Source organism: Myxococcales bacterium, assembly GCA_016712525.1.
GTDB lineage: Bacteria > Myxococcota_A > Polyangia > Polyangiales > Polyangiaceae > JAAFHV01.
The window spans coordinates 1,617,656-1,642,902 of the sequence record JADJQX010000001.1 but is presented as its reverse complement, the minus strand read 5'-3'; the positions used below and the strand labels follow the sequence as shown (position 1 = coordinate 1,642,902).

Genomic DNA, 25,247 nt, shown 5'->3' with positions numbered 1-25,247 from the left:
ATGAGGCCTGCCGTTGCCCCCTCCGCGCTGCTTGGCGTGGCCCTCGCGCTCGCCCCCGCGCTCGCTCATGCCGCGCCACCCCCACGCGTCGCCGTGCGGCTCGATGCGGCGTTCGGCGAGGCCGAGTCCGCTCGCCTCCGCGGCGCCATCGAGGCCGAGGTCCGCGACGTCGCCACCGTCGTGTCGACCACCGAGGGCCCCACCATCGTGGTGCTCGTGGAGAAGAGCGGGCAGGGCATAACCCTCTCCTTCGCCGATGCGCGCGGCACGGTCGTGGGCAAGCCGCGCTCCCTCTCGGGGGACGACGAGGTCGTCGCGAGCAGCACAGGGGCCGTCGTTCGCGCCCACGTGGTCGCCGCCACGAGCGAGCGCGCGGAAGCCCCTTCCCCGGTAGAGCCCGCTCTTGCGCCGAGCGCACGCACGTCGGAGGCCCCCACGCCGAGGGACGAGGCCCCGCGACCGGCCGCTCCGCACCTCGCTCCCGGCACGTTCCGTGTGGGTGCATACTACACGGGAACGACGTACGCTCCGGAGCTGCCGTGGCAGAGCGGCGTGCGCCTCGAGGGCTCGGTCCGGGCGACGCGCGTCGTCTACGTCGGGGCCGGATACGCGCTCTCCCCGGGGGTCACCCTCTCTGGCGCGGGGGTCGACGTCGGGGTCACGCGGCATGCGCCGTACGCCTTCGTCGGCCTCGAGAGCACGGGCGCGTCGCTGGCGCTCGGCGTCGACGTAGGCGTCGGGCTCGACGTCGCCGTCCGCAAGACGACGTCGACGCGGGAGGGGCTCACGGCCACGGCCAGCTCGACGTTCGCGTCTCCGGTCCTCGCGCTCCGTGCGCACGGGCGGCTGCGATCGGCAGGGAATGGGCTCGCGCTCGACGTGGGGCCGACCTTCGAGGCCGCACCCGGGGGGCGCTCGCTCGTCGTCGCCGACACGGCACCGGTGGAGATCCTCGGGGCGAACAGCGCCCGCCTCCGGATCGACGTGGGCGGCACGTTCGACGGCTTCTGACGTCTGCGTTCGGCCAAAAACCGCGCCTTTTCGGCCACTTGCGAGCTGCGTCCTTTTTTTGTCACCCGAAGGCGCCTGGTCCTTCCCCTGAGGGTACGGGAATCTAGCGACGTGGACGAAGCGATGCCGGACGACAGCGACGACGTGACGACCGGGCGGCGCTCGGGCGTACCCGCTTCGTCGCGCGCGCGTTCGGACGCGGAGATCGTGGAGAGCCTCGCGCCACGGGTGCGCCGCATCGCCGGCTCGCTCCTTCGAAACGACCACGACGCCGACGATGCTTCTCAGGTCGCGCTCCTCGAGCTCGTGCGCGCGCTGCCCACGTACCGCGGCGAAGGCACGATCGAAGCCTTCTGCGACCGCGTGGTGGTGCGCACGTCGATCCGCATCGCGCGGGCGCGGAGGCTGTCGTCCGTACGCACCGACGGAGGAGTCGAGCCGGACGAGCTCCCGAGCGCCCCCCCTCGCGCCGACCTCGCCGAGGGCCTGCCGCGCACGATCGAGGCGTACCTCCACGAGCTGCCCGAGGCGCGGCGCACCGCGCTCGTGCTGCGCCACGCCATGGGCTACTCGATGGACGAGATCGCCGCGCTCACGGAGGTCTCGGTCAACACGGTAAAGAGCCGCCTCCTCGAGGCACGCGACCAAGTGCGCCGCATGGTACGGAGAGACGTCGCGACCGGGCGGAGGGCGCCATGAGCGACCCCTGCACCCGCTGGGCGCGGCTCGTCGACGAAGAGGCGCTCGGGGAGACGCTCACGCGAGCGGACCGTGTCTTCGTTCGCGCACACGCCGCCGAGTGCCCCGCGTGCTGCGCCGAGGCCGAGGTGTGGTCCGCCCTCGAGACGATGGTGGACGGCGCGCCGGAGCCACCGCTCTCGCTCCCGCCGCCCGCGCCACTCCCGAGGCTCGAGCCCGCTCCCCCTCCCCCTCCGAGCCCCGCCCACGAAACGGCACGACGCGCTCGTCGAGTCGGCCTGCGCGCCGCGCTCGGGATGGGCCTCGCGCTCTCGGTCGCCGCAGCCATCGTCCTTTCGCTCCGAGGTCACGGAGGCGAGCCGCAGCCACGGGCGAGCACGACTTCGAGCACGGCTTCGAGCCCCCTCCCCACGGCCACGGAAGCCCGCGAGCACGACGTGTCTCTCGCCCTGACGAACGGCGGCGTGGTCGAGATCGACGGCCGCGAGGGGCGCCCGGGCACGAAGCTCACGAGAGGCTCCGTGCTCTTCGCGCGGGGCGGCGGCGCGTGCCTCGTCGTAGAGCCCGCGGTGCGCACCTGCGTCGAAAAGGGCACGATGCTCCGTGTCTCCGACCTGGGTCCGCACAGGCGCCTCGAGCTCCTCCGCGGCCGCATCGTCGCCGAGCTCGATCCTCAACCGAGCGGGACGAGCTTCGGGATCACGACCCGCGAGGGGACGTCCGTCGCGGTCGGCACCGCGTTCGCCGTCGAGGTCCCGGGAGGCGATGCCCCCGTCGCGACCCGCGTGCTCCACGGCGTCGTGCTCGTCACTTCGGGCACGGGGAGCACCCAGCGTGTCGGCGCGCACGAAGCAACGACCATGGGCGCCGAAGCGCCGCGCCCCACCCCGCGCGACGACGAAGCGCGCGATCTCTCCCTCGCCGCTCCCTTCCCTTCCCTCCACGAGAACGGGCACGCCGAGCCCGTCGTGCTCGTCGCCGAAGAGCCCGGAGCGACGGCCACCGTGGACGGGCGCCCCGTCGGACCGACGCCGGTCGCGCTGCTCCTCCCTCCGGGTGACCACACCGTCGCCGTGAAGAGCGCTTCGTCCGGTCCGCCGCGGGAGGCTCGTGTCCACGTGGATCCCGAGGCTCGTGCGACCGCTCCGCTCCGGACGATCGCCCCTCTCGCCGCGGTTCGGGCTGCGCCAGAGGTCGTACCCGAACCTACCTCCGCGAAGGTCGCGAGCATCGTCCCCGCACCCGCGCCCAGCGCCACGTCGGCGAGCGCACCGGAGCCAACTTCGCCCGAAGGCCCCGCCGCTCCCGAGCTCCTCGCTCGAGCACGCGAACGTCGCGCGCACGGAGACGCGGCGGGCGCGGCAGCCACGTACCAAGAGCTCGCGAGGCGGTTCCCCGGGAGCCCCGAAGCTCACGCGGCCGAGGTCCCCTACGGAGAGCTCGAGCTCGGCGCGCTCGGCCATGCGGGCCAAGCGCTCGCCGCGTTCGATCGGTACCTCGTGCGTGGCGGTCCGCTCGCCGAAGAGGCCTCGTTCGGGAGGATTCGTGCGCTCCGTGCGCTCGGCCGCCACGACGATGCACGGGCCGCCGTCTCTGCCTTTCTCGCGACCTACCCCGACTCGGCGCTCGCCCCGTCGCTACGCCCGAAGGCGAGCGCGACGCCATGAGACGCGACGTGGGAGTCGCCGCCGCGACGCTCGCGCTCGTCGCGTGCTCCCCACTCGCCGACGTCGTCGCGTACGCGAACGGTACGGGCGAGCCTCCCTCGGATCCTTCGCCGCCGACGGCGACACCTTCACCGGGCCCTAGCCCCACCGTGCCCGGCCCAGGGCTCCTCGCATGCCAAACGTCGAAGCCGTGGCTCGCGCTTCGCACCCTCGACGGCCGCATCGGGCTCGTCTCCGACCGCGGCACACCGGCGCGCCCGCTCTCGCTCTCCCCCGAGTGCACCTTCCCGGGCGGAGGTCCCATCGCACCGAACGCGAGCGGCACGATGTGGGCGACCTACGGAGGCAAAGTCTACGACGTCGACCCGTCGGGCGCGTGCAAGGCGCTCCCCCTCGCGCTCGACGCGACGGCCATGGCGTTCGTGCTCGACCCACGCTCGGGCGTCGAGCTCGTCTACGCCATCGTGAGCGGCGTGCTCGTGGTGATCGATCCTGTCTCGATGGCGCGAACGCCGATCGGGAAGGCTGCCGTACCGGAGCCCCTGGGTGGGCTCGTCGGGACGATCGACGGCCGCCTCTTCGCCGTCACGGGGCGAACGAAGCCCGTGCTCTACGAGCTCCACCTCGGCGACGCGACCTCGGGCGGAGGGACGTCCCTCGCGGTCACGCAGCCCATCGACGAGGCCGTGCTCGGCATGGGAGCCCTCCCGGCGGGGCCCGCCGTCGTCACCGAGAGCGCCGTCCTTTGGACCGACCCAAAGCTATCGTCGACCGATCGGGTGCCCCACGGGCTCACGAGCGTCGTCGCGGCGGGGGCCTCCCCGTGCGCGGCGATCGCGCTCTGAAGGCGCCGCGTTTTTTTCTCCACCCGAAATCGAGGGACCGCGCCCCTTACCGTTCGCCGAGGCTCGAAGCGTCGCGGGCTCCCGATGCGCGGGCGTCACGACGAGGTGCGCGGACACGTGCCGCGCGCGAGGGACGAGCCCCGGGAATCGAAAGGCACCTCCATGCGCTCGCGTGTCATCGTTGCATTCTGCACCATCGTCGGGGCGTTCACGCTCGTGGCCTGTTCGGGCAAGATCGCCGGTGTGCCCGACCCGAGCACCGATCCGTCGAGCCCGGGCTCGACCGCTTCGGGTGGCCAAGATCCGAGCGCACCGACGTCGTCGCCCCCCGGCGTTCCGACGACGACTCCCTCTCCCGGTGCTCCTGGAGGGCCCGGCGGACGGTGTTTCGAGGTGGACCTCGGGCTCGCCTGTCGCGACGCCCCCGAGAAGGCGAAGATCCAGGGCACCCAGATCTGCGAAGGTGCCGGAGCGACGCTCGTAGGCTTCTCGGGGGACTCGTCCGGCCGCTGCTCGGCGACCTGCTGTTTCGCGAGCGACGTGCCCGGCGATCCCGGAAAACCTCCCGTTCCCGGCCCCGATCCGAGCACCCCGTGGCCCGACCCTTCCACGCCGCCCGTGCCGTGGCCCGACCCTTCCACGCCTCCCGATCCGGGCGTCCCCCCCGTCCCGACGGGTTATCCGCCGGCCTGCACGTACGCGAGCTTCGGGGACGGAATGGCCTGCATCCCCTACGCGGACGTGGGCCCTCTCGCGCAAGCCGCATGCGGCGCGACGGGGCAAGCCGCGTCGAGCGTGCACCTCGCGGCGCCGTGCCCCGGTGGCGTGCTCTTCGGTCGTGTCGAGTGCTGCGGCCCTGCCGGCACGCCCGGCGCACCGCCACGGAAGTAAGTCCGAGTCGACCGTGCGCCGCGACGTCTCGGGATAGGTCTTTTCCGAGCCGCACGCGGCGCACGGGCATGGCCCCGGGCAGCCTCGGATGGCACCTTTTCGGTCACGAGGCCGGGCACCAAAAAGGCGGCCCACCGAGTCACCATCGCAGGCCCCTCAACCCCCATCGACGTCCCGTTCAACTGGACCAAGGGGCCAACGTAGCGATTCCAGATCATGGGCAATCGGCATTGCGGCCTACTACACCGCTCTCGAGAACGTGTTACGGTCGCACCCCATGAAGTCTCACTTCGAGCGCACGGTGCCCGAGCGGCCGCCACCGAACGTCCGCGTCGCGCTCGCCTTCGAACCCAAATACGACCGACTCCTCCTCGCCTGCGACGACGCTCGCCGCGAGGCGACGGAAGTCTGGGAGCTACGCGACGAGGGCGGGTTCACGCGCATCGTCGCCGGGGCCGTACCGCACCCCTCGGAGGAGGAGGCACGCATCGAAGGGCCGCCCGTGGCGTGGCTCGCTCCGAGCGGCGAGGTGACCATCGCCCGGATCGCGAGGGACGGTCTCCGCACATTCCGGCCGAGCGCGCCCCACCACGTCACGTTCCTTCCGTTCGACTTCGGTGACGCCGTCGCGTGGGTGCCCGAAGCACACGCCGCATGGATCGCGAAAATCGACGCGGCGGTCGTCCTCGTGTGCTCGAGCAACGAAGCGAACGCGTACGTCGTGCGCGACGGCGTGATCACCGATGCCGGCGTCGCGCCATACTTGCACGCCTTCGCACCGGTCGAGGACGCCGGCGTCGCCGTCGGCTACGACATCGACGGCACGCTGTGGGCGTTCGACGGTGAGGCGTTCTACGAAGTGGCCGAAGACGGCAAGCTGCATGGCCTCGCGTGGTATCCACCGCTCTCGACGATCGTATCGCTGCGGCCCGCAGGAGAAGATCGCTTGGTGCTCGCAGCGTGGCAGGACGAGGGCTTCGTCGACGTGGAGCCCGAGATCGCCACGACCACGTACCGTTCGGGTGGGCGACTCGCGGTGACACGTGACCTGCGCATCGTCTATTACGGCGGACAGGACTTCGAGAAGCAGGGCTCACCCACGAGCTCTGCGCTCGTCTCGGCGCCCGGAGGCACGACGATGGAGCGCGATGATCTGGCAGGTCCGCGCTTCGGTGAGTACGTTACAGGCATCACGACGCGCACGCGGCTCGTCGTCGCGGACCACTCGAGCCGCACCTGGTGGACCCCCGAAGGTACCTCAGCGTGGAGGCCTATCGCCAAGGTCGAGGCCGGCAACGTCACGGACGCTCGCTACCTGAACTTCGCGGCCAGCGATACTGCCTTGTTCGTGCTCGATGGCAAAGGCGCGCTCCTCTCGGCGGCCGACGGGGGAACGTTCCTCGAGATCGCGCCTGCCAACGGCGGGCCCGGCCCACGCTACTCGGGCCGCGTCGGCTTTGCATGGGATGCGCCTTCATCGCGCGTGGTCGTGTTCGGCGACACCGAGTGCAACACGACATGGGTCGCTGGCACGTCCACCGGAGGCTTCCTGGAGCTCCGCCCGAAGACGCCGCCGCCCCACGGTGTCGGGTCGATGGTGTCCACGGATGCGGGCGTGTACCTGCTCGTCGATAGCGAGCTGCATCGCCTCGTCGACCTGCAGTGGGCGTGCGTCGCGTCTGCAGTCCCGGGGCACATCCTCCTTTGGGATCCGGCTCGGGATCGCCTGATGACGGTCGGATGGGACCACGACACGAAGAAGGACGCGCTCTGGGTAATCGACGCCGCAGGGCTCCCCCATCGAGTCGCGAACCTGCCGGGGAACAAGCGCTTCGCTTCGGCCCGGAGTGGAGGCGCGCTGATCGCCGTGGATCCGGCAAATGACCGCGTCCTCGTCATCGACGACACCGACGTACTTGCGCTGGCGCTCGGCTCGGTCGACGTGGAAGCGCGAGGTCTGCCGCGATCGGAAAAGTCGATGCCTGCACGGCGTCTCTCGACGCCGCCGCCAGCATGGACGCGACCGGCGTTGCACGTCTCGCTGGGAAAGGAGATGGCAACGCCCGCGATCGACGTGAAGGGCGAGCTGCGCGCAATCCTGCCCGCGCATCCCGAGGTCCTGCCCCTCCCAAAGGGTTTCGTCGCCATCGCGATCAGCGAGACGGAATGGTGGAACGGCAGCGGAGACAAGCCCTGGGAGCTCGGCGGCGGAGGCGTGTACGGTCGACTCATCGCAGAAGGAGAGCTCGACGGGGAGAGCACTGCGCTGGTCGTCGTCTCTGAGGGTAGAGCACGCGCGCTGTCGCTCGAGCGTTACGTGGAGGTCGACGTCGCGCACGTCGCGGAGGTCGACACGCCTCCGGGGCCATCGTATCGGTGGGCGCGGGGCTCGAAGCTCGGGGGCTATCCCAGGTTCGTTCAAGACGATCCGACGAAACGGCACGAGGGACCACCGCTTCGGTTCGTCGGTCAGATCGGAGGTAAGATCCTCCCGGTCGGGGACGCGGGCTACCTCTTCGTCTGGATCGACGAGGTCGAGGGAGCGTCGCGGCCGCAGGTGTACGTGGTCTCCCAGTCGCACTGAGCGTGAGCGGCTTCCCCAAGCGCGTTGGAGACGAAAGAGGACGGCTATCGTCGTCCGCCAATGCACTGACCGCGCAGAGGACGTGAGCTGCAGGGGGATCATCGCGTCGAACCGCACCACCGACAGGTCGCCGCGAATGGCAGGTTCTGGCAGGTCGAGCCGAACGGCGGAGGCACGAAAATCGAGGAGCGGACCCACGGAGGGCCGAATCGCAGGCCCCTCCCCGAAGCGGCGGCGGGCCCCCCTCTCGCTCGCGCTGGCGTTCCGTCCTTCCCTCGGGAGGAAGGCCTCGGTACGGTAGGAGTGCCATGGTGTTCCCTCGCGTCCGCGTCGCGCGCTCGTCCACGTTCCTCCGCGCAGGCTTCGTCGCCGCAGCGCTGGCGATGCTCACGCCTTCCGTGGCGCTCGCGCAGGCCCCGGCCGACGCCAAAGCCCAGCTCGCCGCGGGCGACAAGGCCGCCAAGTCCAAGTCGTGGGACGCCGCGATCGCCGCCTACGGCGCCGCCAAGGCCCAGAACCCGAGCCTCGAGGCCATGATGGGCCTCGCCAACGCGCTCTACGAAAAGGGCGACGCGGGCAAGGCCTACGAGGCCTACGAGGACCTCATCCGCTCGCACGTGGGCAAGCTCACGAAGGACCAACGCGCCACCGCCGAGAAGCGGCTGAAGGAGCTCGGCCAAAAGTCCGGGCCCCTCACCGTCACCTCCACCGAGGCCGGCGCCGACATTTCGATCGACGGTGTGGCGGTGGGCAAGGCACCGCTCGAGAAGCCCGTGAGGCTCTCGGTCGGCGAGCACAAAGTCTCGGCAAAAAAGCCTGGTTTCGCCCCCTTCGAGGCGCAGGTCACCATCGCCGGCAACACCGCCGCCACCGTCGCGGCGAAGCTGTCCGCCGAGGTGAACAAGGGCAAGCTCAAGGTGCACGAGGCCGAGGGCAAGGCCGTCCGCGTCTTCGTCGACGGCATCGACATGGGCCCCGCCCCCTGGGAAGGTGACGTCGATCCCGGGACGCACGAGGTCGTCGTGCGGGGGCCGAACCTCGTGTCTGCGCCCGAAAAGGTCACGGTCGACAAGAACGGCCTCCGCGACATCGAGCTCCGCGCCTCGGGCACCCTCGCCAAGCTCAAGGTCTCGGTCGACGGGAGCCCCACCGCCCTCATCCAGCTCGACGGCAAACCCGTCGGAAATGGCAGTTTTTCCGCGGAGATACCGGCGGGCACCCACAAGCTCGTCGTGACGCGCGAGGGCTACCAGCGCTTCGAGGACGAGATCGTCCTCGCCGAGCGCGAGAACGTGTCGCGCACCGTGGTCTTGAACCTCTCCGAGGAGGTGAAGACCGGCGGCGACGACAAGGGCCCGCGCAAGCTCGAGGGGTTCTATGGCGGCTTCGGGCTCATGGGGCTCATGCTCCCGGCGGGCAACGGGAGCGACGTGCAGACCGCATGCGCCAACAAATCTCAGGGCGTCGAGGCGTGCTCGGGCGGAGGCGCGGCCCTCGGCGGTGGCCTCTTCTTCTTCGCGGGCCACCACTGGGATCCCGTGGGCCTCGAGCTCCTCTTCGGCGGCTCCTTCGATCAACAGTCGACCACGCTCGACTACTCCGGTTCGAACCTCGGCGTGGGCGGCGGCCTCGGCCCCGACCCGAAGCGCAAAGAAGATTTCCTCATCGGTCGCGGCGGCCGGTTCTTGCTCCGCCGAACGCGCCTCTCGTTCCAGACGAACGGGCTCCGCGGCAGCTTCGCCGTGGGCGTGGGCGCGTCGTACCGCGTGTCGTTCCTCGTGCGCGACACGGAGGGCCCGCAAGGCCTACGGGACGCCTTCGCCTCGAACGCGGTGGGCTCGCTCTCCCCGGTGCTCTCGCTCGACGGCTCGGTGGCACCGCGCTTCAGCGAGAAGCTCTCGATGCCCATCGGCCTCATGATGCTCGCCGAGAGCCCCAACGCGAAGATCTTCGGCGACCAGATCCCGCGCACCGACCCTGACGGCAGCCGTCAGCTCGCGCCCGGTGTCGGCCTCACGACGCCGTCGTACCAGCTCGCCACGGGCCCCCAGGTGTACTTGGGCCTCTACGTCGGCCTCATGTTCGGTCCTTGAGGCTCGCGTCGACGAACCCGAGCTCGACGGTCATCGCTGTACGCCGAAGCGGCTCGCCGCGTCGCTCACCTCGGGCGACGTGGAGCGCGCGAGCCTCGAGGCCGTCGACGCCGTGACCGCGGGCAAGAGCGCGAGCACGAGGCTCGTGGGCGAGAACGGGTTCTGCGCCAGGGCCTCGCGTACGGGAGCCTGAAAAAACCAGCGATCCCTCGACGCGACGGCCCACGCGAGCGCGGGCACCGTGGGCCGACGTGCCGCGATGAGGACGACGTCGCGGAGACGGAGCCACCGCTGGTCGAGCAGCTTCTCGATCACGCGCGGGCGATGGTGCATCCGGAGCGGCTCGAGGGCTCCGGTCGTACCCCGACCATAGAAGAAGCGCGCCGAGTCGATCGCGAGCGGCGGCCTCCCGACGTACGGCCCTCGCATGGGCTCGACCGAGAGCAAGGGGATGTCGTCGAACGGCTCCCAAGGCGGCCTCTCCCGAGCACCGACGTCACCGAGCACCTCGCTCTCGGCCGCCGACATCGACGACTCCGAGACGAACGTGTGGCTGGGAGGCGCCGAGTCGATCGCGCTCGCGGGCAAGCAGATCTCACCCAAACGGCCCCCTTTGGCGAGCGTCGCTGCGGCCCTCCCCTCGCGGAGCAGTGACGAAAGAAGGGGCCTTTGGGCAGCCCCCGACGAGGCACGCAGCGCGAGAATGGTCGGCGACGTCGTGAGCGGCGCACGCGAAGGCACGAGCGAGGTCTCGGGGAGCGCGACGGCGTGGTGGTGCACGAGCCACGACGAGAGCGCGAGGGCCGCGGCGCGCGCCTCGACGTACCCCGTGCGGGTGGCCTCGAGCAGCTCTTCGATCTCGTCGGCGAGCGCCTCGATCCCTCGCGCCGCGCATCGCCGGTCGAGGTGGGAACGTTTGGCCGAAGGCTCGCGCTGGGCCGCGAGCGCGGTGGCGAGCGCGCTAGGCACGCTTGGAGCGTAACACCGGGTGCGCTCCACGATGGCTCCGAGGTGGCGTACGGGCCCGGCGAAGACGACTCTCAGGGGTCCCTCACACCGCGACATTTCCCATTCATGTCGGCAAGTTGCGCGCATCACCCGCCCCGTGGCCTCCGCCCACGTTTTGCGCATCCGCGCCAAGGCGCTAGCCTCGTTCGCACGCGCGTCACGTCGGCGCGTTGTTCGGTCTCGGGCACGAGCCACCTCCAACGGGTGGAGCGGCTGCCCTTCTCTCCACCACGTCGGGGCGGTCCATGAGCGCATCGCGCAGGTCTGCGGGTCTTGGGGTTGCGATGGCGGGGGTGCTCGTCGCGCTCGTCGGAGCCACGTCGGTCGAGGCGGCTCCCTCGGCGCCGAACCGGACGCAACGTACACCCACGCTCCCGCCCCGCGCCGTCACGCTCCCGTCGGCTTCGCAGGCCCATTCCGCGCCACAAACGGTCGCGCTCGCGCCCCTGAGCGCCGCGCAGAAGAACGCCTTCGTGGCCAGCGTCAACGCGCTGCGCGCGAGCGTCGGCGCCGCGGCGATGCCACAGCTCGCCTGGGACGAGAACCTCGCCACCTACGCCGCCGGCGTCGCGAAAAGCTGCTCGGTGGAGCACTCCCCCGCCGAAGCTCGCAAGAACATCCCCGGCTGGGTGGGCACGTACGTCGGCGAAAACGTCGCCGCGGCGACCGTCACGGGGCTCACCCTCGGCGACGCGACCAACACGACCAAAGTCTCTGCCATGTTCGACCAGGGTCTCGGCATGTGGTGGGCCGAGAAGGCGCACTACGACCTCGCGGCGAACACGTGCAAGCCCGGTCAAGTGTGTGGACACTACACACAACTGGTGTGGTCGACCTCCACCAAGATCGGCTGCGCCGTGGCGCTCTGCACGCCGCAGAAGACCTTCAACGCCCCCGGGTTCACTCTCGCCTGCGAGCTCGGCGCAGGCGGCAACACGTTCGGACAGCGCCCCTACACGGCGAGCAGCCCAGCCCCCTGAGCCGAGGCCTCCCTCGGCCTCGCGTAACGCCACTCTCCCGACAGCCCGCGGGAGGCGTCGTCGCGCTCGCAGGGATGACGAAAAAGTCGAATGCTGTTGGCGGCGGCGCGGATACGCTTCCAGCATGAGGGAAATATCTGCGCTTCGCGTCGTCGCTGCGGCCCTGAGCAGCGCGCTCGGTGTCACCTTTGCCGCGTGTGGAACCACGTCCACCGACCCCGGCGGAACCGACGGGGGCAGCAGCAGGCTCACCGCGGGCACGTGCGGATCGCCACAGCCGTTGCTAGGCCCTAATCTCCCCGATACCGGCTTCATCTCCTGCTCCGAAGGCTTCGTCCACAGGGCCGCCATCAAGGATTGTCCGGTGCGCCCCTCGGGCACGTGTGGCGACACCACGAACCCATCCGGCACGTGCAGCAAGGACACGGACTGCACGCAGAAGCCCAACGGCATCTGCGTGACCGGAGAGAGCTCCGGCGCCGTCCCCCCTTGCGGATGCGTCTACGGGTGCGTGCGCGACAGCGACTGCGGATCGGGCCAAATCTGCGAATGCGGAACTAGCGTGGGCCGCTGCGTGAGCGCGAGCTGCAAGCAGGACTCGGACTGCGGACCCTCGAGTTTCTGCGCGAGCGCTCCGAGCGCCTTCGGGGGCTGCAACCGCGCACCGAACCGCTATCTTTGTCAGACCACCAAGGACGCGTGCCTCGGAAACGATTGCCCACGAGAGGCCGGCGCGGGTGACCTACCCATGTGTGGTTACAGCGAGGCCTCGGGGGCTCGGGCGTGCGGACAGTCGCCCCTGCCCTGCCCAGGCCGACCGTTCATCGTCGCAGATAGCGCGCGGCTCGCCCCCGTGATGGCCCGCCGAGATTGGTGCGGAGGGGCGCACCTCCCCGACGTGCAGAAGCTCTCCGAAGCGTCACGGGGTGAGCTCGCTCGTCACTGGACCCGCGTCGGGCAGATGGAGCACGCCTCCGTCGCGGCGTTCGCTCGGTTCGCGCTCGAGCTGCTCGCGCTCGGGGCGCCGGGCTGGGCGCTCGCCGAGACGAGCGCGGCGATGGCCGACGAGACCGCGCACGCGCACGCGGCTTTCCTGGTGGCCAGCGCCTACGCTGGATACGAGATTGGGCCCGCGGCCCTCTCCATCGAAGGGGCGCTCGGCGTAGGGGCCGTGAGCTCACGCGCCGTTCTCGCGACACTCCTTCGTGAAGGGTGTCTCGGGGAGACTCTGGCCGCGATCGAGGCCACGGAGGCCCTCCACCAAGCCGAAGATCCGGCCATCCGCGCGGTGCTCGAGCGCATCGCCGCCGACGAAACACGCCACGCCGCCCTCGCCTGGCGCACCATGGCCTGGCTCCTCGACCGTGGTGACCGCGCGTTCCGCGAGTGGGCCAAACAGGACCTCGAGAGCGCCCTCGCCGAGCGAACATCGTCGCTGATGGCCTCGGCTCGAGACACCACGTCAACGTCCGACGAGGCCCGGGCCCATGGGCTCTTGCCAGCGCAGCGGTGCGCGGAGGTCGGACTTGCCTCGATCCGAGGGATCGTCGTTCCGTGCGCCGACGCTATTTTTTCCAGCATCGCACCTCTCCACGGCGACGCAGAGGCGCACGGCGCTCGACCCGAGCAGCGCGAGTGGACATCCGCGGGCTCGGCGAGGGCTTGAACGGCGAAATAGGCTCCTCACGGGACCCTCGCGATTCCCAAGGGACTGTGAGAGGTCGCGACACGACGTCTCGCACCACCGACGTTGGCCGCAACCGCCCGGAAAGACTCGTCTCTCTCTCCGAAACGCCCAAACCTCCCCCATCCCCGGTCTCACGAAGGCCCGCGCCCCGTACGCGTGCCATGGCACACTCGGGTGCGCCCCGAATGACGGGCGTGGGCCCGGTCCACATGGAAATCCCCGAGCGGCACGGCCCGTGCTCACCTCGTGCACCTATGACCAAAACTCGCCCTTGGCTCTCCCTCTTCCTCCTCGCCGCGGCCATCGGCTGCGGGAGCACCTCCACCTCCCCGACCGACTCCCCCGACGGAGGCGAGGCCGGCACCGCGCCACCCACCCAGTTCAGCTGCCCGAACGGCCGACCGAACGCTACCGTCGACCCAGCGGTGTGCACCGCCCAGAAGGTGTCGACCTTCTACAACTGCCCCGTCTCGCAGCCCCCAAGCGTGTGCAACGTCACGTTCGCGTACGCGTGCGGCCTTCCCGCGGGGACCGGGCCGTTCCCGGTCGCCAGCGACGGCGGCCTCGACGCGAGCGACGACGACGCGAAGGCACCCGAGGTGCGGTACGACTGCACCACGCTCTGCCCGGGGGTCCCGGGCGCGTGCAGCGTGTCACCTCCCACCGACGGCGGCACCCTGGTCACGGTCTTCTGCGGTTCGACCACGTGCGGTGCCTGACGTCGGCACCGTCGCGCGGGTTCCGTCGCCGCCGAATCCGACGGAGAATCCGATGGGGCCGCGCTTTTCCCCCTGGGGGCTCTTCGGCGGAGTCCCCCAGGCTCAGGCACGGCGTCCGCGCCAACTCCAACGTCGATTCGTCGGGGCGCGACTTCGATCCCCCAGCCCCATGACTCCATCGTGACCCTATTGCGCCGGTACGCCCAGTCTCTCTTCGTTCGATATGCGCTCCTCTCGTCCCTGGCGAGCTGCGCAGCTCCCAGCGCTCGTCCGCCCGCCCCTCCGGCCGTGGTCACAGTGCCATCGGCCACGCCGCGCCCCGCGCTCTCCGTCGACCCGCCACCACCACCAGCACCCCAAGTCGACTTTCTGGCAGATGGCTACTCCGCGACGACCACCCGCCGAGCATGGCTCGCCCGGCGCGGCCCTCTTCGGTTCTCCAAGGGCGGCGACCTCCTCCACTCCGGAGCCTCCGAGTCGATTCGCGCGGTATCGGCCGTCGTCGTGACCGAGGGCGACAGCGTTCGTTTGCTCCTCGAGATGCGCGACGTGCGGCTGCTCGTGTACGCCGATCGCAGCGCGCTCGCCCCGGTCGCGTGCACGGCCACGGTGCTCTCCCTCGGCCACGATCGCCCGCCGAGCCCTGCGACCGGGGTCAAGGTCGCGCCGAGCCTCCTGCTGGTCGAGAAGGAGCGTACGGACGGCTCCGTCCACGTCGAGGGCAGCACCTCGGACCTCACGTTCGACGGGTGGCTCCCCGCCGCGTCCCTCTGCGTCGCCCATGACCAAGGCGAGCTGCCTTCCGTCGCCGGAAATGGCCTCGTCCGGGAGCGCGCGAGGGTCGTCGCCTCTCCCGGCGGCGACGTCATCGCGACATTCGGCGACCTCGGGTCGAAGACACCCGAATACCGGTTTCGCGTCGAGCACGAAGGCCTCGGCCCCCCGGGCTATCAGGCTATCCGGTTTCGCACACGGGAGGTCGAGGTACGAGGTCTCGTGGCGTCGTCCGACTACAAGCCACTCCCTTCGGGCCACGGCCGACTGCACGGCAGTCACCGCTCCCGAGCCTCGGGCGGCGCGATGAGTGACTCCCGAGTTGGCACTCTACGCGAGGGCACACGGCTCTTCGCTCCAGACACACGAGAGCGCATCGGGCGGGTCCTTCACCCCATGCGCATCTACTACGGGCTCGCGCCCTCCGAAGGCGAGGAGCTCGTCCCCGTCTCCTTCTTCGCCGAGGAGCTCGGCCTCGTCACGGTACGCGCACGACAAGGGGATATCGAGCCGACCCCCTGATTTCCCGATCGCCGCGACCACCTCTTTTGGGGCCACTCACGGGGGAATCGTCACGCCTCCGTAGAGCCCCTCGCCGCCCACGCCTCCCAATACCCACGCGCCACGGCCGCGAGCTCCTCGACCGTGTGCGCGACGCCGCGCTCGTCGTGGATCATGACCTCGTCCGCCGAGAACCGTAGCTCCCCGCCCACGTCCGCGGCACACGGCCCGCTCCGCAGGATCCGCACGATCACCTCACCGTACACGTCGACCTCCCCCTCGAGCACGTCGACCTCGCCCGAGAGCACCTCGTCCGCATCCACCGCAGCCCGCTGCCCCTCGCCAGGATCCGCCCAAGGCAAATACCGAAGGTCGCGGACCCCGCGCAGCGTGACACGAAGATCCCGCGCCCCCGGCACGATGCGCTCGGCCAGATACCCGATGTGCACCGTCAGGGTGAGCGACGTACCCACACGCTCCACCCGGGCAATGACGCCGTCGTGGAGCACGCTGAAGAGGGTCGCGATACGCACGTGCGCGGGGCTCGGCTCGGTCATCGTCGATTGGCCATTCCCAGCGGAAAATCCCCCGAGACGCTCGCGCCGAGAGAAACTGTTCCGCAACCCGGGCCGCTCAGCGCCCCGTCTTCGCGATGCGCGCCGCCACCTCGCGCACCTTGGGCTCGGCGTCCTTCGTCGACAAATCGCGGGCGAGCGCGCGTGCGCCCTCGGGGTCCACGTCCACGAGGGCCACGAGCGCGGCCTCGCGAACGAGCGCGAACGGCTCGGTCCGCGCCGCGTCCGAGAGCGCCTGCGTGGCCTCCTTGACGCTCCCGGCCTTGCCGAGCCTCCCGAGCGCGCCAGCCGCGAGCGTACGCATCGACCACTGCGGGTGCTCCTTCAGGATGCGCACCACCTCCTGCGTCGCCTTGGGATCCGCCACGGCGCCGACCGCGTCGATCGCGACACGCTGCACGGTGGCGTCGGGATCGCCGAGCGCCGAGACCATCGCCGCGCGCGCCGCCTCGGACGACGAGCGCGCTAGCAGGTAAATGGCCTTCACGCGCAGGGTCACGTCCGGGTGACGCGCGAGCGCCACGATGCTCGGCTCGAGCGAAGCGAGCATCTCGCGCCCCTTCTCGCGCGCGGCCTTCGTCTCGGCCGACTCGCGCGGGCCCACGAAAGGCTCGAACGTTCCATCCCCTCGGCCGAGCGCGTCGAGCACCGTGCGGGCCCGATCGTCCGACGTCTGCAGCGCGCCGAGCGCCGAGCGCCGAAACACGTCACGGAACGCGACGAACGCGTCGGCGCGATCTTTCTCGGTCGTCTCGAGGGTCACGAGCTGCTCGAGCGCCTTCTCCGCGTCGAGCCCCTCTTCGGGCACGGGCAAGAGATCGCGCTTCGGATCGGCCGCCCCCTTCGTGGCGAGCACCACGAGCGCGAACGTGCCGGCCTTGGCGAGCTGAGCGCCACGCCCCGTGGCCTTCTCGCGCGACGACGAGAGCACCGCGTCGGCCATGGCGCTCGGGGCCGCCGAGCGCGTGTCGCCTTTGCCAGCCATGAGCCTCGCGAGAGATACGAGCGCCGCCTCGCGCGCGAGGACGTCGGAGCCTTCGGTCATGGCGAGCAGGGGCCCTGTCTCCTCTTGCGCGCCGAGCTCACCGAGCGCATACGCGGCCGCAGCACGCGCCACCACGCCGCCGTCGAGCGCGCGCGCCGACTCGGCCAAGAGCGGCACGCTCGACCGATCCTTCATCGCCGCGAGCCCGAACGCCGCGAACGCGCGCATGTCCGGAGTGCCCGATTTCAGGATCTTCTTGAGCGCCGGCACCGCCTTTTTGTCTTGTGATTTCGCGATACTCCACGCGGCCGCCACGGCGATCGCGTCCGACGCGACCTGGGCCTCGCCGTCGATCTTGGGGAACACGAGCGCCTCGTACTTGGGCAAGAGCGCCGGATCACGAAGCGCGCCCGACGCCACCATCGCGCGCTGACGGAGCGACAGCTCCGCGTTGCTCTGCGCGAACGAGAGCAGTGGGAGGCCCGCGTTTTTGTTCTGCACGTACGCGAGCACGTCGATGGCGATGCGCTGCTGGCCTGCGTCTTGGTCCACGAGCGCGTCGAGCAGCGGCTTCACCGCGCGGGCCCCGATCCGCGCGAGCGCCGCGCGGGCCTCGTCGGCGTCCTTGCTGCCTCCGTGTTTCACGCGCTGCACGAGCCCGAACGTGAGGCTCCCGTAGATCTCGACGAGCAGCTTTCGGTAGATGGGGCGCTGCGGGTTGCCGATCGCGATGGGCAAGAGATCCTGCTCGAGCGACTCGAGCGTTCCCTTCCCCAGGTTGATCTGCATCGAAAGCCGCGCCGCGCGCGAGACGAGCTCCTCGTCGGGAGCGCCGCGAATCACCCTCCGAAAGAGCCTGTCGGCCTCTTCGCTCTGCCCCTTCGAGAGGAGCAGGTCCGCGAGCGAGAAGTACACGATGTAGAGGCGGTCGTTCTTGAGGATCGCCGCCCGGTACTCGAGGATCGCGCGGTCGATGTCTTGCCGCGAGCGGTACATGTCGGCGAGCCGCCTGTGGCCCTCGGCGTCGTCGGGGTTCAGCTCCACCGCGCGCGCCGCGTACTTTATCGCGTCGTCGTCCTTGTAGATCTGGAGCGCGTACTGGGCCATGCGCTGGTAGAGCTCGCGAGCCCGCTTGGGCTCCACCGCGACGAGCTTCTCGAGCACGGCGATCGCCTCGGCGATCTTGTTCTCTTGGACGAGCACACGCTCGAGCGCGAGGTAGGTGTCGGCGTCACCCGGCGCCACCTGGAGCACCTTGCGGAGCGTGGCCTCGGCGTCGGCGAGCTTGCGCAGATGAAGCTCGACCTCGGCCAACGTGCGACCCGCCTCGACGTCCGGAGGGTTGCCCGCAAAGGCCGATTTCAACTGAGGAATTTGCTGCTCGAGCACACGCTCGAACCCCCACAGCGTCACGAGCCTCGAGCGCGCCTCACGGGCGAGCAAGCGGTCGTTCGTGGCCTTGGCCTTCGCGGCGAGCTCGGTCCACAGAGCGCGGGCCTCGCGGAAGCTCTTTTGGCGCTCGTACGCCGACGCGAGCTGCTTTTTGTATGCGGCCGTCTGCGGCTCGAGCTGCACGGCCTCCTTGAACGCCGCGAGCGCGTCGGCCGTCATGTCGTGCTCGAGGTACACGTCGCCGAGGGCCGAGAGCGCCTTCGCCCTCGGTTGAATCACCGCCAGGATGCGCCGCCAGGTCTGGATCGCGAGCGCCGTATTCCCATCTTGGTAGTACCGATCGCCGAGGTCGACGAGGTGCCCCGGATCTCCCGTCGAGATCTGCGCGAGGCGCTGCAAGACCCGCATCGACTTTTCGTTCTCGCCGATTCGGCCGTAAAAGTCGGCGAGCCGGCTCATGACCTCTTCGTCGGAGCCGCCGCGCGCCTCGAGCTCGGTGAGCAGCTTCAAGGCCCGCACGCGGTCGCCGCGCTGCATGAGCGCCTCGCACTGCTCGAACACGAACGTCGGGTTGTTCGGGGCCGCACGAATGAGCCCTTCGTACTCGGCGATGGCTTTGTCGAGCTCGCCTTGCGACTGGAGCAGGCGAATCACCTTGAGGCGAAGATCGATGTGCCGCGGGTTCACCGCGAGGGCCTTGCGGTACGTGTCGAGCGCCTTGGCCGAGTCGCCCGTCTCTTCGTAGAGCGCGGCGAGCAGCGAGAGCCGCTGGAAATCTCCGGGGTGCTCGTCCTCGAGCTGCTTCACGAGCACGGGGAGCTGCTGATCGGCGCGATAGAGCTCGGCGATCGTCTCGTAGATCTCGCCGCGCACCGCGGCCTCGGCGCCCGCCGACTGGAGGGCCTTCTTGAGCGTCGCGAGCGCCTCTTTGTTTTTGTGCGCCTTGGCCTGCGCGCGCCCGAGGTCCTTCAAGGCCGGGGCGAGCGTTCGGTTGTCGCCGGCCGCGGCGTTCACGAGGTCCTTCAGCTCGACCTCGGCCTTCTCGTACTCGCCGCGCGCGTAGAGCTCACGCCCGAGCTCCCCGCGCACGAAGAGGCTCGTCGGCTGCATCTTCACGAGCTGCGCGTGGTAGCCCTTCGCGCCCGCGAAATCCTTCGCGTCGAGGGCGAGCGTGAGCAACGTGCGCAAGGTCTGCTCGCGATCGGTGGCGACCGTCTGCAACGCCAGGGCTTGTTCGTAGCGTGTGCGCGCGAGCGCCGTGTCCCCGCGGTCCTGGAGGAGGCGCGCCAACGCCAAGATGGCCGAAGGGTCGCTCGATTTCAGCGCGATCGCCTTCTCGAAGGTCTTCGCCGCGTCGTCGGCGCGTCCGTCGATTTTGTAGATGCCCGCGAGCGTGGCCGTGGCCGCGTACTGGTCGGGGCCCGCCTGCGCGGCGCGCGCCTCGAAGTCCTTCACGAGGTTCGCGATGTTGCCGTCCTTGTCGCGGTAGAGCTGCGCGAGGCGCTGGAGCGGGAACGGCGAGCCCGGCTGCGAGAGAACGATCTTCGTGTAGCGCTCGATGAGCACCGCGGCAGGTGCGCCCTCGCCTTGCGGCTTCGCGGGGCCAGGCGCGGGGCCAGGGCCAGGGCCAGGCTTCCCGGGGCCAGGGCCGGGCTTCGCGGGGCCGGGAGCGGGTTTGCCTCCCGGTTTGCCACCCGGCTTCGCACCAGGCTTCTTGCGACCGCCCGGGTTGAAGTCCTGAGCGTGCGCCGAGGGCACGTCCGCGGTGAGGGCGAGCGCGAGGCTCACGAGCCCGAAGGCAGAGAGAACGCGCGAAGTCCAATGCGAGCGGGCCACCTCGAAAGAGTACGCCGACCCGCCCATACGACCAAGCGATTGGCGCGCACACCGAAGCGTCACATGGCCGCGATTTTCACGAACGAAGACAAGGACTTGAGAGCTGCGCGCTCCGGCGCACGAGCGGGCTCGCGTCCCCCCGCGCGGTGCTCGAGCACCTGGCTCGCCGTGTCGAGCAGGCTGGCGCGCGCGCGTGCGTGTGCGCAGGTGGAGCCCGGAACCTTCGGTGACGAGGTCTCACCCGCGACGGGTCGGGGCGCGCGAGGCCTCGTGAAGGGGAAGCGCGGAGGACCGGAGCCAAGGATCGCGTACCGTGGAAGAGTGAAGCCGACGACACCTCTCCGGGTGGTGAGGCCCGAGCCCGACGACGACCCGCACGCGTGCATCGCGGCCATCGCCGAGGTAGGTGGCGTGCGGAGGCTGGTCGAGCTCCTGCCGTTCCTGCCTCCGCAGAGCCATGCCCTCGGCGCGGAGGCCTCGCGGGCGGCGACGACGGTGCTCGAGAGAACCGCGCCGACCGAGCTGGCGTGGTTCGACGGGTGGTACCGCGGGGGCTTCATCCAGAGAGGGCCTCCCGCGCCCGCGTGGGAGAGCGTTCGTCTCGGGATGTCCTCGTGGGCCCGGGAGCACCCGGGCGTGGTCGCGCTCGCGTCGTTCCACACGAACGGGTTCGTGCGCGAGGTGGCGGTGCGCTTGCTCGCCGAGCGCGAAGACGGCGGCGAGCTCCCGTTCCTCCTGATCCGGACGACCGACTGGGTCTCGACGGTGGAGGTCGCGGCGAGCGAGGCGGTGGCCAGGCGTGTGAGACCTGCGTACGTCGAGCACTGGCTCCGGTGCCTCGGACTGCTCGAGCGCCTCCGCGCGACCCGTCGACGCGAGCACGGCGTGGCGCTCTACCTGCGCCGCGTCGAGGAGCTCCTCCTCCAAGACGAGTCACGGGCGCAGCTCGGTGCTGCTCTCGCGGAGGGCGCATTGCCGATTCGACGCGCCGCTCTGCGCCTCGTGTCCCACCTCCCCCGCCCGGAGCAGCGCGGTCTGCTGTCGATCGCCGAGCGCGACCCCGATCCCTCCATCGCGCTCGACGTGGCGCGAGCCATCCTCGGGAGCCCCGAGGGCCACGACGAGACGTCGACGATCGCCCGGCTGCTCCGCCATCGGCTGGGGAGGGTGCGGTGCCTCGCGCTGGCGAAGGCGATCGAGCACGATCCGATGTCCGCGCCCGATCGGCTCGAGCGGGCCATCTTCGACGACGCCCGCTGCGTGCGCGAGCTCGCACGTCACGCGCTGACGAAGCGAGGCGGCTCCCCACGCGACTTCGCGGCGCTCTACCGCGCGCGTGTCGCCGAGGGAGGGGGGTGCGACCAGACAGTCGCGCTCGAGGGTCTCGCGGAGGTCGGCGACGTGAGCGACGTCCCGCTCTTCCTGCGCTTCCACGACGACCCCGTGACACGGAGACGCGCCGCCGCCATCGCCGGGATCGGACGGTGCGACGGGGCGCGACACCTCGACATGCTGGAGGCCGCGCTGCGCGATCGCGCCTCGTCCGTGCGCAGAGCCGCGTTGCCCTTCGCGAGGCGGCACCTCGGTCGCGTGCCCGCCCTGCGCGCACGACGAGCGACCCCCGACGCGTCGTCCGGCGACCAAGGTCCTCGCGCCCGTTGACGCTCGACGCTCCGAGCACGGATGGGCACAAGCACTCGTTCTCACTCGCAAATTTCGCAATCACCCGCCCCAGATCCGACGCTGTCAGGGTGCGCTGGCAGCCCGTCGTCGGGCGCGGCCGATGCGACGCCGGAGGCACGTCGATGTGCTGCTAAGGTCCTTGCCCATGAGCGCGCCTCGCCGCTTGGCCGTGACCCTCGCCGTGCCGGTGCTCGTCGTCCTCGCGGGCGAGCACCTTCGCCTCCCCGGCGTCCCGGAGGGCCTCGTCGACGGCCCCGCCCGCGCGAACGTCAGCGTCTTCGCGCTCGGAGTCACGCCGATCGTCTCCGCGTTCTGGCTCGTCGAGCTCACCGCGGCCGCCGTGCCCCGCCTCCGGCACCTCCGCGACGGGAGGCCCGAGGGCCGCGCGAAGCTCACCACGGCGGCTCTCGGGCTCACGCTCCTCCTCGCGCTCCTCCAGGCCTACGCCACCTCCATGCAGCTCACCCACGCGCTCTCGAGCGATGGACTGTTCGCGGACGTCGCCACCGTGTCGCTCCCGCTCTCCGTCGTCTCGCTCGTCGGAGGTGTGTTCGTGACGTTGCTCGCAGCCGAGCTCGTGACACGCCAGGGCCTCGTGAATGGCCTCGTCGCGACGATGGCGATGTCGCTGCTGCGCGGCTTCGTCGCGGATCTCGAGAGGCACGCGGGCCTCGGCCCGACGGCCCCCGGCCTGTTCGGGAGGTTCATGGGCGCCCCCACGCTCGACGCGCGAGGGTGGTTCGCGACCGCGCTCGCGACCTTCGCCGTGGCCTTCGCGACCTTCGCGGCGCTCCGCGACGTGGGAGAGACAACGAGCTCCCGGCAATCCGCCGCGTACCGCGACGCGAGGACGCGCATCGCCGCTCCACGCCTCCCCGTGCCGTCGTCGTCGATGCAGGCGTACGTCATCGCCATGTCGGCCCTCTCCCTGCCCACTCTCTCCGCGGCGTTGACCCACACAGGGCCCGCCCGAACCGCCACCTGGCTCGAAGGGCCGGCGTACGGTCCGGCGCTGCTGACCATGACGCTCGTCGTCCTCGTGGTGCTCTCCCGCGTGCTCCACGGGCGAGGCGAGCTTTCGGGCCTCGCGTCACGCCTTGGTCTCACGGACGGGGCGCGAGCGAGTCGCGGCGCCGAGCTCGCGTGGCGCGCGTCGCTCGTACCGTCGGCGCTGTTCTTCCTGGTCGTCGTGCTCGCGGGCCTCGCGTCTCCGCTCGGGTCCCTCGCGATCGTCACGATGGTCGCGGTGGCCATGGACCTCGTGCACGCCACACGCCTCGCCTTCGGCACGAAGCCCCTTCGACCCGTTTGGGAGGAACGGAGGGTCGCGGCGGTCCCCATCCTTCGCGCGCTCCTCGCCTCCCGTGGCATCGCGACGGAGGCCCGAGGCACCGCGTTCGCGAGCCTCTGGCAGGTGTTCGCGCCCTACGCGCCCGTCACGTTGCTCGTCGACTCGGAAGACGAAGCCTCGGCGCGCGAGGTGCTCTCGAGCCACGTCCTCGGCGAGGCGAGCGCCGCCCCGGTCCCCGTCGCGCCCACCGAGGCCGTCGTCCCCGCGGCCACGCCCGACCCCGGCCCGACCCGAAGGCTCCTCGTCGCTGCGGCCGTCGCGGGCCTCGCGCTCGTGCTCGCGCGTCTTCCCGCCGCGGCAGACGTAGCCCCCCCTGCGCACCGCACGAAGCTCGAGATCCTCCGCATCGACGACACGATCGCCCCCTTCGCCGACCTCGGCGACGACACGATCCCCGCGGGGAGCGGCATCTCCATCGCCCGAGAGTCGATCCCCGTAGGCCCGAACGGCGCGCGGCGCGAGCTCGCCTACGCCCGCGTCGTGATCGCTCCGGGCGAGTCGAAGGCAGCCGCGCGCGCGCGCCTCGACGCGTTCCTCGCCGGCGTCCCTCTCCCGGAGGGCGCCCGCTTCGGCGTCGAGCCCGAGATCGACGACGAGCGGTACGCCGAGGATCGACGCGAAAGCTCGCTCCGCACCTACGTGCTCGTCGGAGAGTCCGCGATCTCGGAGCGCGACGTGGTCGACGCCGTCCCCGTCGCCCAAGGCCCGAGCGGTGCGGACACGAGCGTCTCGGTCGAGCTGTCCAGCGCGGCCGCGAAGCGCTTCGAGGAGCTCACCGCCGCCTGGACACGCCGACGCCTCGCCATCGTGCTCGACGGCGAGGTCGCGAGCGCCCCCCTCGTGCGCTCCGCGATCGGCGGTGGTCGCATCTCCCTCTCGGTCGGGCGCGGCGATCCCGACCTCCAAGCGGCCCTGGCGGCGAAGCTGGCGAAGGGCCTACGCGGGCGCTAGCCCACCAAATTTATCAACGATGACGGGCGCTTCCATCGACCCTGCAGACCTTGCACGATCGGGTCGAACAACCCTTGCACCCCCCTCGAGCACGCACGCCACGATCCCTCGGAGATCCTGCGTGCTCGCCCCTGGTACGTGCACGGCGACGTGCGCGCCCGAGCTCGCGTCGACTCCGCGAAAGACCGTGCTCGCGGCGCCGCTGCCTGCGACGTCGACGGGGATGTAGGCCGAGCTGCGGCCGACGAAAGGAGCTGCCGTCACGGATCGATCCAGGCTATCGGGACCCCAGGGGGGGCCTCAAGGCACCCGGGGCCAGGGCTCGACGATCCGCACGCGGCTCGAAAATAACGCCGACGACGCCACGGTCACCGCACGAACCACCCGAGATAGGCCTCGATCCGAAGCCGAAACGACGCTACGCTTGCCGTCGTCGCAAGTCAGGGGAGCGACGAGACGTTGCCGCGCCGCCACCGTCGGTGGTAGGTGTCGTTTGTTCCGTGCAGAGGCACGAACAAAAACTTGCCGGGGAGTTCTTTGAGTCGACAGCCTAACAAGACCCAGCTCCCGACGGTACCGGAGCTCCCGGCCCAGCGCGCCTCGTCGCTGCGCCAGCGCTCGGCCGACCCTCGCGAGCCGATTCGCACGGAGCAGCTCGTCACGACGCCCGAGAGCTCCGTGCCCCCGCCCCCGCCATCGTCCATGCCGGTTCCGTCCTCGCGCCGCGGCGGCCCGAACCCCGACGACATCGAGACCCTTCGCCCCACGCGCATCGAGCACAAAGAGGGCGACGTCGCCGTGCTCTCGGGCCTCGTCGAGCCGAGGGTGCTCTCGGCCGCCCGCCTCGTCACGCGCGACGAGCGCACCGTGCTCGACCTCATCGACGGCCAGCGCACCTTGGGAGACATCGCCCGCACGATCGAGATCTCGGTCGACGCCGTCTTGGCGATCGTGAACGGCCTCGCGGAGAAGGGCCTCGTCGGCTTCCGCGACGAGGACGACGCCACCTGACGGG

The 25,247-nt window shown here is 70.7% G+C and carries 17 protein-coding genes; 14 read left to right on the top strand and 3 right to left on the bottom strand.

Going from position 1 to position 25,247, the window contains the following annotated elements; translation table 11 throughout:
* The 7 genes from IPK71_07005 (at position 1) to IPK71_06975 (ending at position 9,790) form a co-directional block, all read left to right on the top strand.
* Positions 1–1,011, top strand: a complete 1,011-nt coding sequence (locus IPK71_07005; GenBank protein MBK8213489.1) for a hypothetical protein — start codon at positions 1–3, stop codon at positions 1,009–1,011.
* A 111-nt stretch (positions 1,012–1,122) separates the two neighbouring features.
* Positions 1,123–1,710: a sigma-70 family RNA polymerase sigma factor gene (locus IPK71_07000; GenBank protein ID MBK8213488.1), complete on the top strand. Its 588-nt coding sequence runs from the start codon at positions 1,123–1,125 to the stop codon at positions 1,708–1,710.
* A complete protein-coding gene (locus IPK71_06995) occupies positions 1,707–3,377 on the top strand; it encodes a tetratricopeptide repeat protein (protein MBK8213487.1) in 1,671 nt (556 codons plus the stop codon). The genes IPK71_07000 and IPK71_06995 overlap by 4 nt, the downstream gene beginning before the upstream one ends.
* Positions 3,374–4,222 carry a hypothetical protein gene (locus IPK71_06990; protein MBK8213486.1) on the top strand — a complete coding sequence of 283 codons (849 nt, stop codon included), beginning with the start codon at positions 3,374–3,376 and terminating at the stop codon, positions 4,220–4,222. Before IPK71_06995 ends, IPK71_06990 begins: the two co-directional genes overlap by 4 nt.
* A gap of 162 nt (positions 4,223–4,384) precedes the next feature.
* The gene (locus IPK71_06985; GenBank protein ID MBK8213485.1) at positions 4,385–5,113 is read left to right on the top strand and encodes a hypothetical protein; all 729 of its coding nucleotides are present in this window, start codon (positions 4,385–4,387) and stop codon (positions 5,111–5,113) included.
* A gap of 277 nt (positions 5,114–5,390) precedes the next feature.
* A complete protein-coding gene (locus tag IPK71_06980; protein MBK8213484.1) occupies positions 5,391–7,697 on the top strand; it encodes a hypothetical protein in 2,307 nt (768 codons plus the stop codon).
* 308 nt (positions 7,698–8,005) lie between these two features.
* Positions 8,006–9,790, top strand: a complete 1,785-nt coding sequence (locus tag IPK71_06975; protein MBK8213483.1) for a PEGA domain-containing protein — start codon at positions 8,006–8,008, stop codon at positions 9,788–9,790.
* A gap of 30 nt (positions 9,791–9,820) precedes the next feature.
* Here the strand turns inward: IPK71_06975 and IPK71_06970 are convergent, their stop codons facing one another.
* The gene (locus IPK71_06970; GenBank protein MBK8213482.1) at positions 9,821–10,759 is read right to left on the bottom strand and encodes a hypothetical protein; all 939 of its coding nucleotides are present in this window, start codon (positions 10,757–10,759) and stop codon (positions 9,821–9,823) included.
* A 323-nt stretch (positions 10,760–11,082) separates the two neighbouring features.
* On the opposite strand from IPK71_06970, the gene IPK71_06965 reads away from it, so the two are divergent.
* The 4 genes from IPK71_06965 to IPK71_06950 all read left to right on the top strand — a co-directional run bounded on the left by IPK71_06965 (position 11,083) and on the right by IPK71_06950 (position 15,480).
* Positions 11,083–11,778: a hypothetical protein gene (locus tag IPK71_06965; GenBank protein ID MBK8213481.1), complete on the top strand. Its 696-nt coding sequence runs from the start codon at positions 11,083–11,085 to the stop codon at positions 11,776–11,778.
* Positions 11,779–11,902: 124 nt separating this feature from the next.
* Complete coding sequence (locus IPK71_06960; protein ID MBK8213480.1) at positions 11,903–13,444, top strand: ferritin-like domain-containing protein; 1,542 nt, start codon at positions 11,903–11,905, stop codon at positions 13,442–13,444.
* 275 nt (positions 13,445–13,719) lie between these two features.
* Positions 13,720–14,184, top strand: coding sequence for a hypothetical protein (locus IPK71_06955; GenBank protein ID MBK8213479.1), 465 nt, complete (start codon positions 13,720–13,722; stop codon positions 14,182–14,184).
* A 180-nt stretch (positions 14,185–14,364) separates the two neighbouring features.
* Complete coding sequence (locus IPK71_06950) at positions 14,365–15,480, top strand: hypothetical protein (GenBank protein ID MBK8213478.1); 1,116 nt, start codon at positions 14,365–14,367, stop codon at positions 15,478–15,480.
* 50 nt (positions 15,481–15,530) lie between these two features.
* Here IPK71_06950 and IPK71_06945 read toward each other — a convergent pair whose 3' ends face one another.
* Positions 15,531–16,016, bottom strand: coding sequence for a hypothetical protein (locus IPK71_06945; protein ID MBK8213477.1), 486 nt, complete (start codon positions 16,014–16,016; stop codon positions 15,531–15,533).
* 76 nt (positions 16,017–16,092) lie between these two features.
* A complete protein-coding gene (locus IPK71_06940; protein ID MBK8213476.1) occupies positions 16,093–20,247 on the bottom strand; it encodes a tetratricopeptide repeat protein in 4,155 nt (1,384 codons plus the stop codon).
* Positions 20,248–20,568: 321 nt separating this feature from the next.
* Between IPK71_06940 and IPK71_06935 the strand changes: the two genes are divergently transcribed.
* The 3 genes from IPK71_06935 (at position 20,569) to IPK71_06925 (ending at position 25,243) form a co-directional block, all read left to right on the top strand.
* Positions 20,569–21,909, top strand: a complete 1,341-nt coding sequence (locus tag IPK71_06935) for a hypothetical protein (GenBank protein MBK8213475.1) — start codon at positions 20,569–20,571, stop codon at positions 21,907–21,909.
* 166 nt (positions 21,910–22,075) lie between these two features.
* A complete protein-coding gene (locus tag IPK71_06930; GenBank protein ID MBK8213474.1) occupies positions 22,076–24,232 on the top strand; it encodes a hypothetical protein in 2,157 nt (718 codons plus the stop codon).
* A gap of 537 nt (positions 24,233–24,769) precedes the next feature.
* On the top strand, positions 24,770–25,243 hold the full coding sequence (locus tag IPK71_06925) for a hypothetical protein (GenBank protein MBK8213473.1): 474 nt from the start codon (positions 24,770–24,772) through the stop codon (positions 25,241–25,243).
* Positions 25,244–25,247 lie beyond the last annotated feature (4 nt).

Bases quoted from the DNA above. Each gene is read 5' to 3' on its own strand.
- IPK71_07005 (MBK8213489.1), top strand. From the start codon at position 1: ATGAGGCCTGCCGTTGCCCCCTCCGCGCTGCTTGGCGTGGCCCTCGCG.
- IPK71_06995 (MBK8213487.1), top strand. From the start codon at position 1,707: ATGAGCGACCCCTGCACCCGCTGGGCGCGGCTCGTCGACGAAGAGGCG.
- IPK71_06990 (MBK8213486.1), top strand. From the start codon at position 3,374: ATGAGACGCGACGTGGGAGTCGCCGCCGCGACGCTCGCGCTCGTCGCG.
- IPK71_06985 (MBK8213485.1), top strand. From the start codon at position 4,385: ATGCGCTCGCGTGTCATCGTTGCATTCTGCACCATCGTCGGGGCGTTC.
- IPK71_06980 (MBK8213484.1), top strand. From the start codon at position 5,391: ATGAAGTCTCACTTCGAGCGCACGGTGCCCGAGCGGCCGCCACCGAAC.
- IPK71_06975 (MBK8213483.1), top strand. From the start codon at position 8,006: ATGGTGTTCCCTCGCGTCCGCGTCGCGCGCTCGTCCACGTTCCTCCGC.
- IPK71_06965 (MBK8213481.1), top strand. From the start codon at position 11,083: ATGGCGGGGGTGCTCGTCGCGCTCGTCGGAGCCACGTCGGTCGAGGCG.
- IPK71_06960 (MBK8213480.1), top strand. From the start codon at position 11,903: ATGAGGGAAATATCTGCGCTTCGCGTCGTCGCTGCGGCCCTGAGCAGC.
- IPK71_06955 (MBK8213479.1), top strand. From the start codon at position 13,720: ATGACCAAAACTCGCCCTTGGCTCTCCCTCTTCCTCCTCGCCGCGGCC.
- IPK71_06945 (MBK8213477.1), bottom strand. From the start codon at position 16,016: ATGACCGAGCCGAGCCCCGCGCACGTGCGTATCGCGACCCTCTTCAGC.
- IPK71_06930 (MBK8213474.1), top strand. From the start codon at position 22,076: ATGAGCGCGCCTCGCCGCTTGGCCGTGACCCTCGCCGTGCCGGTGCTC.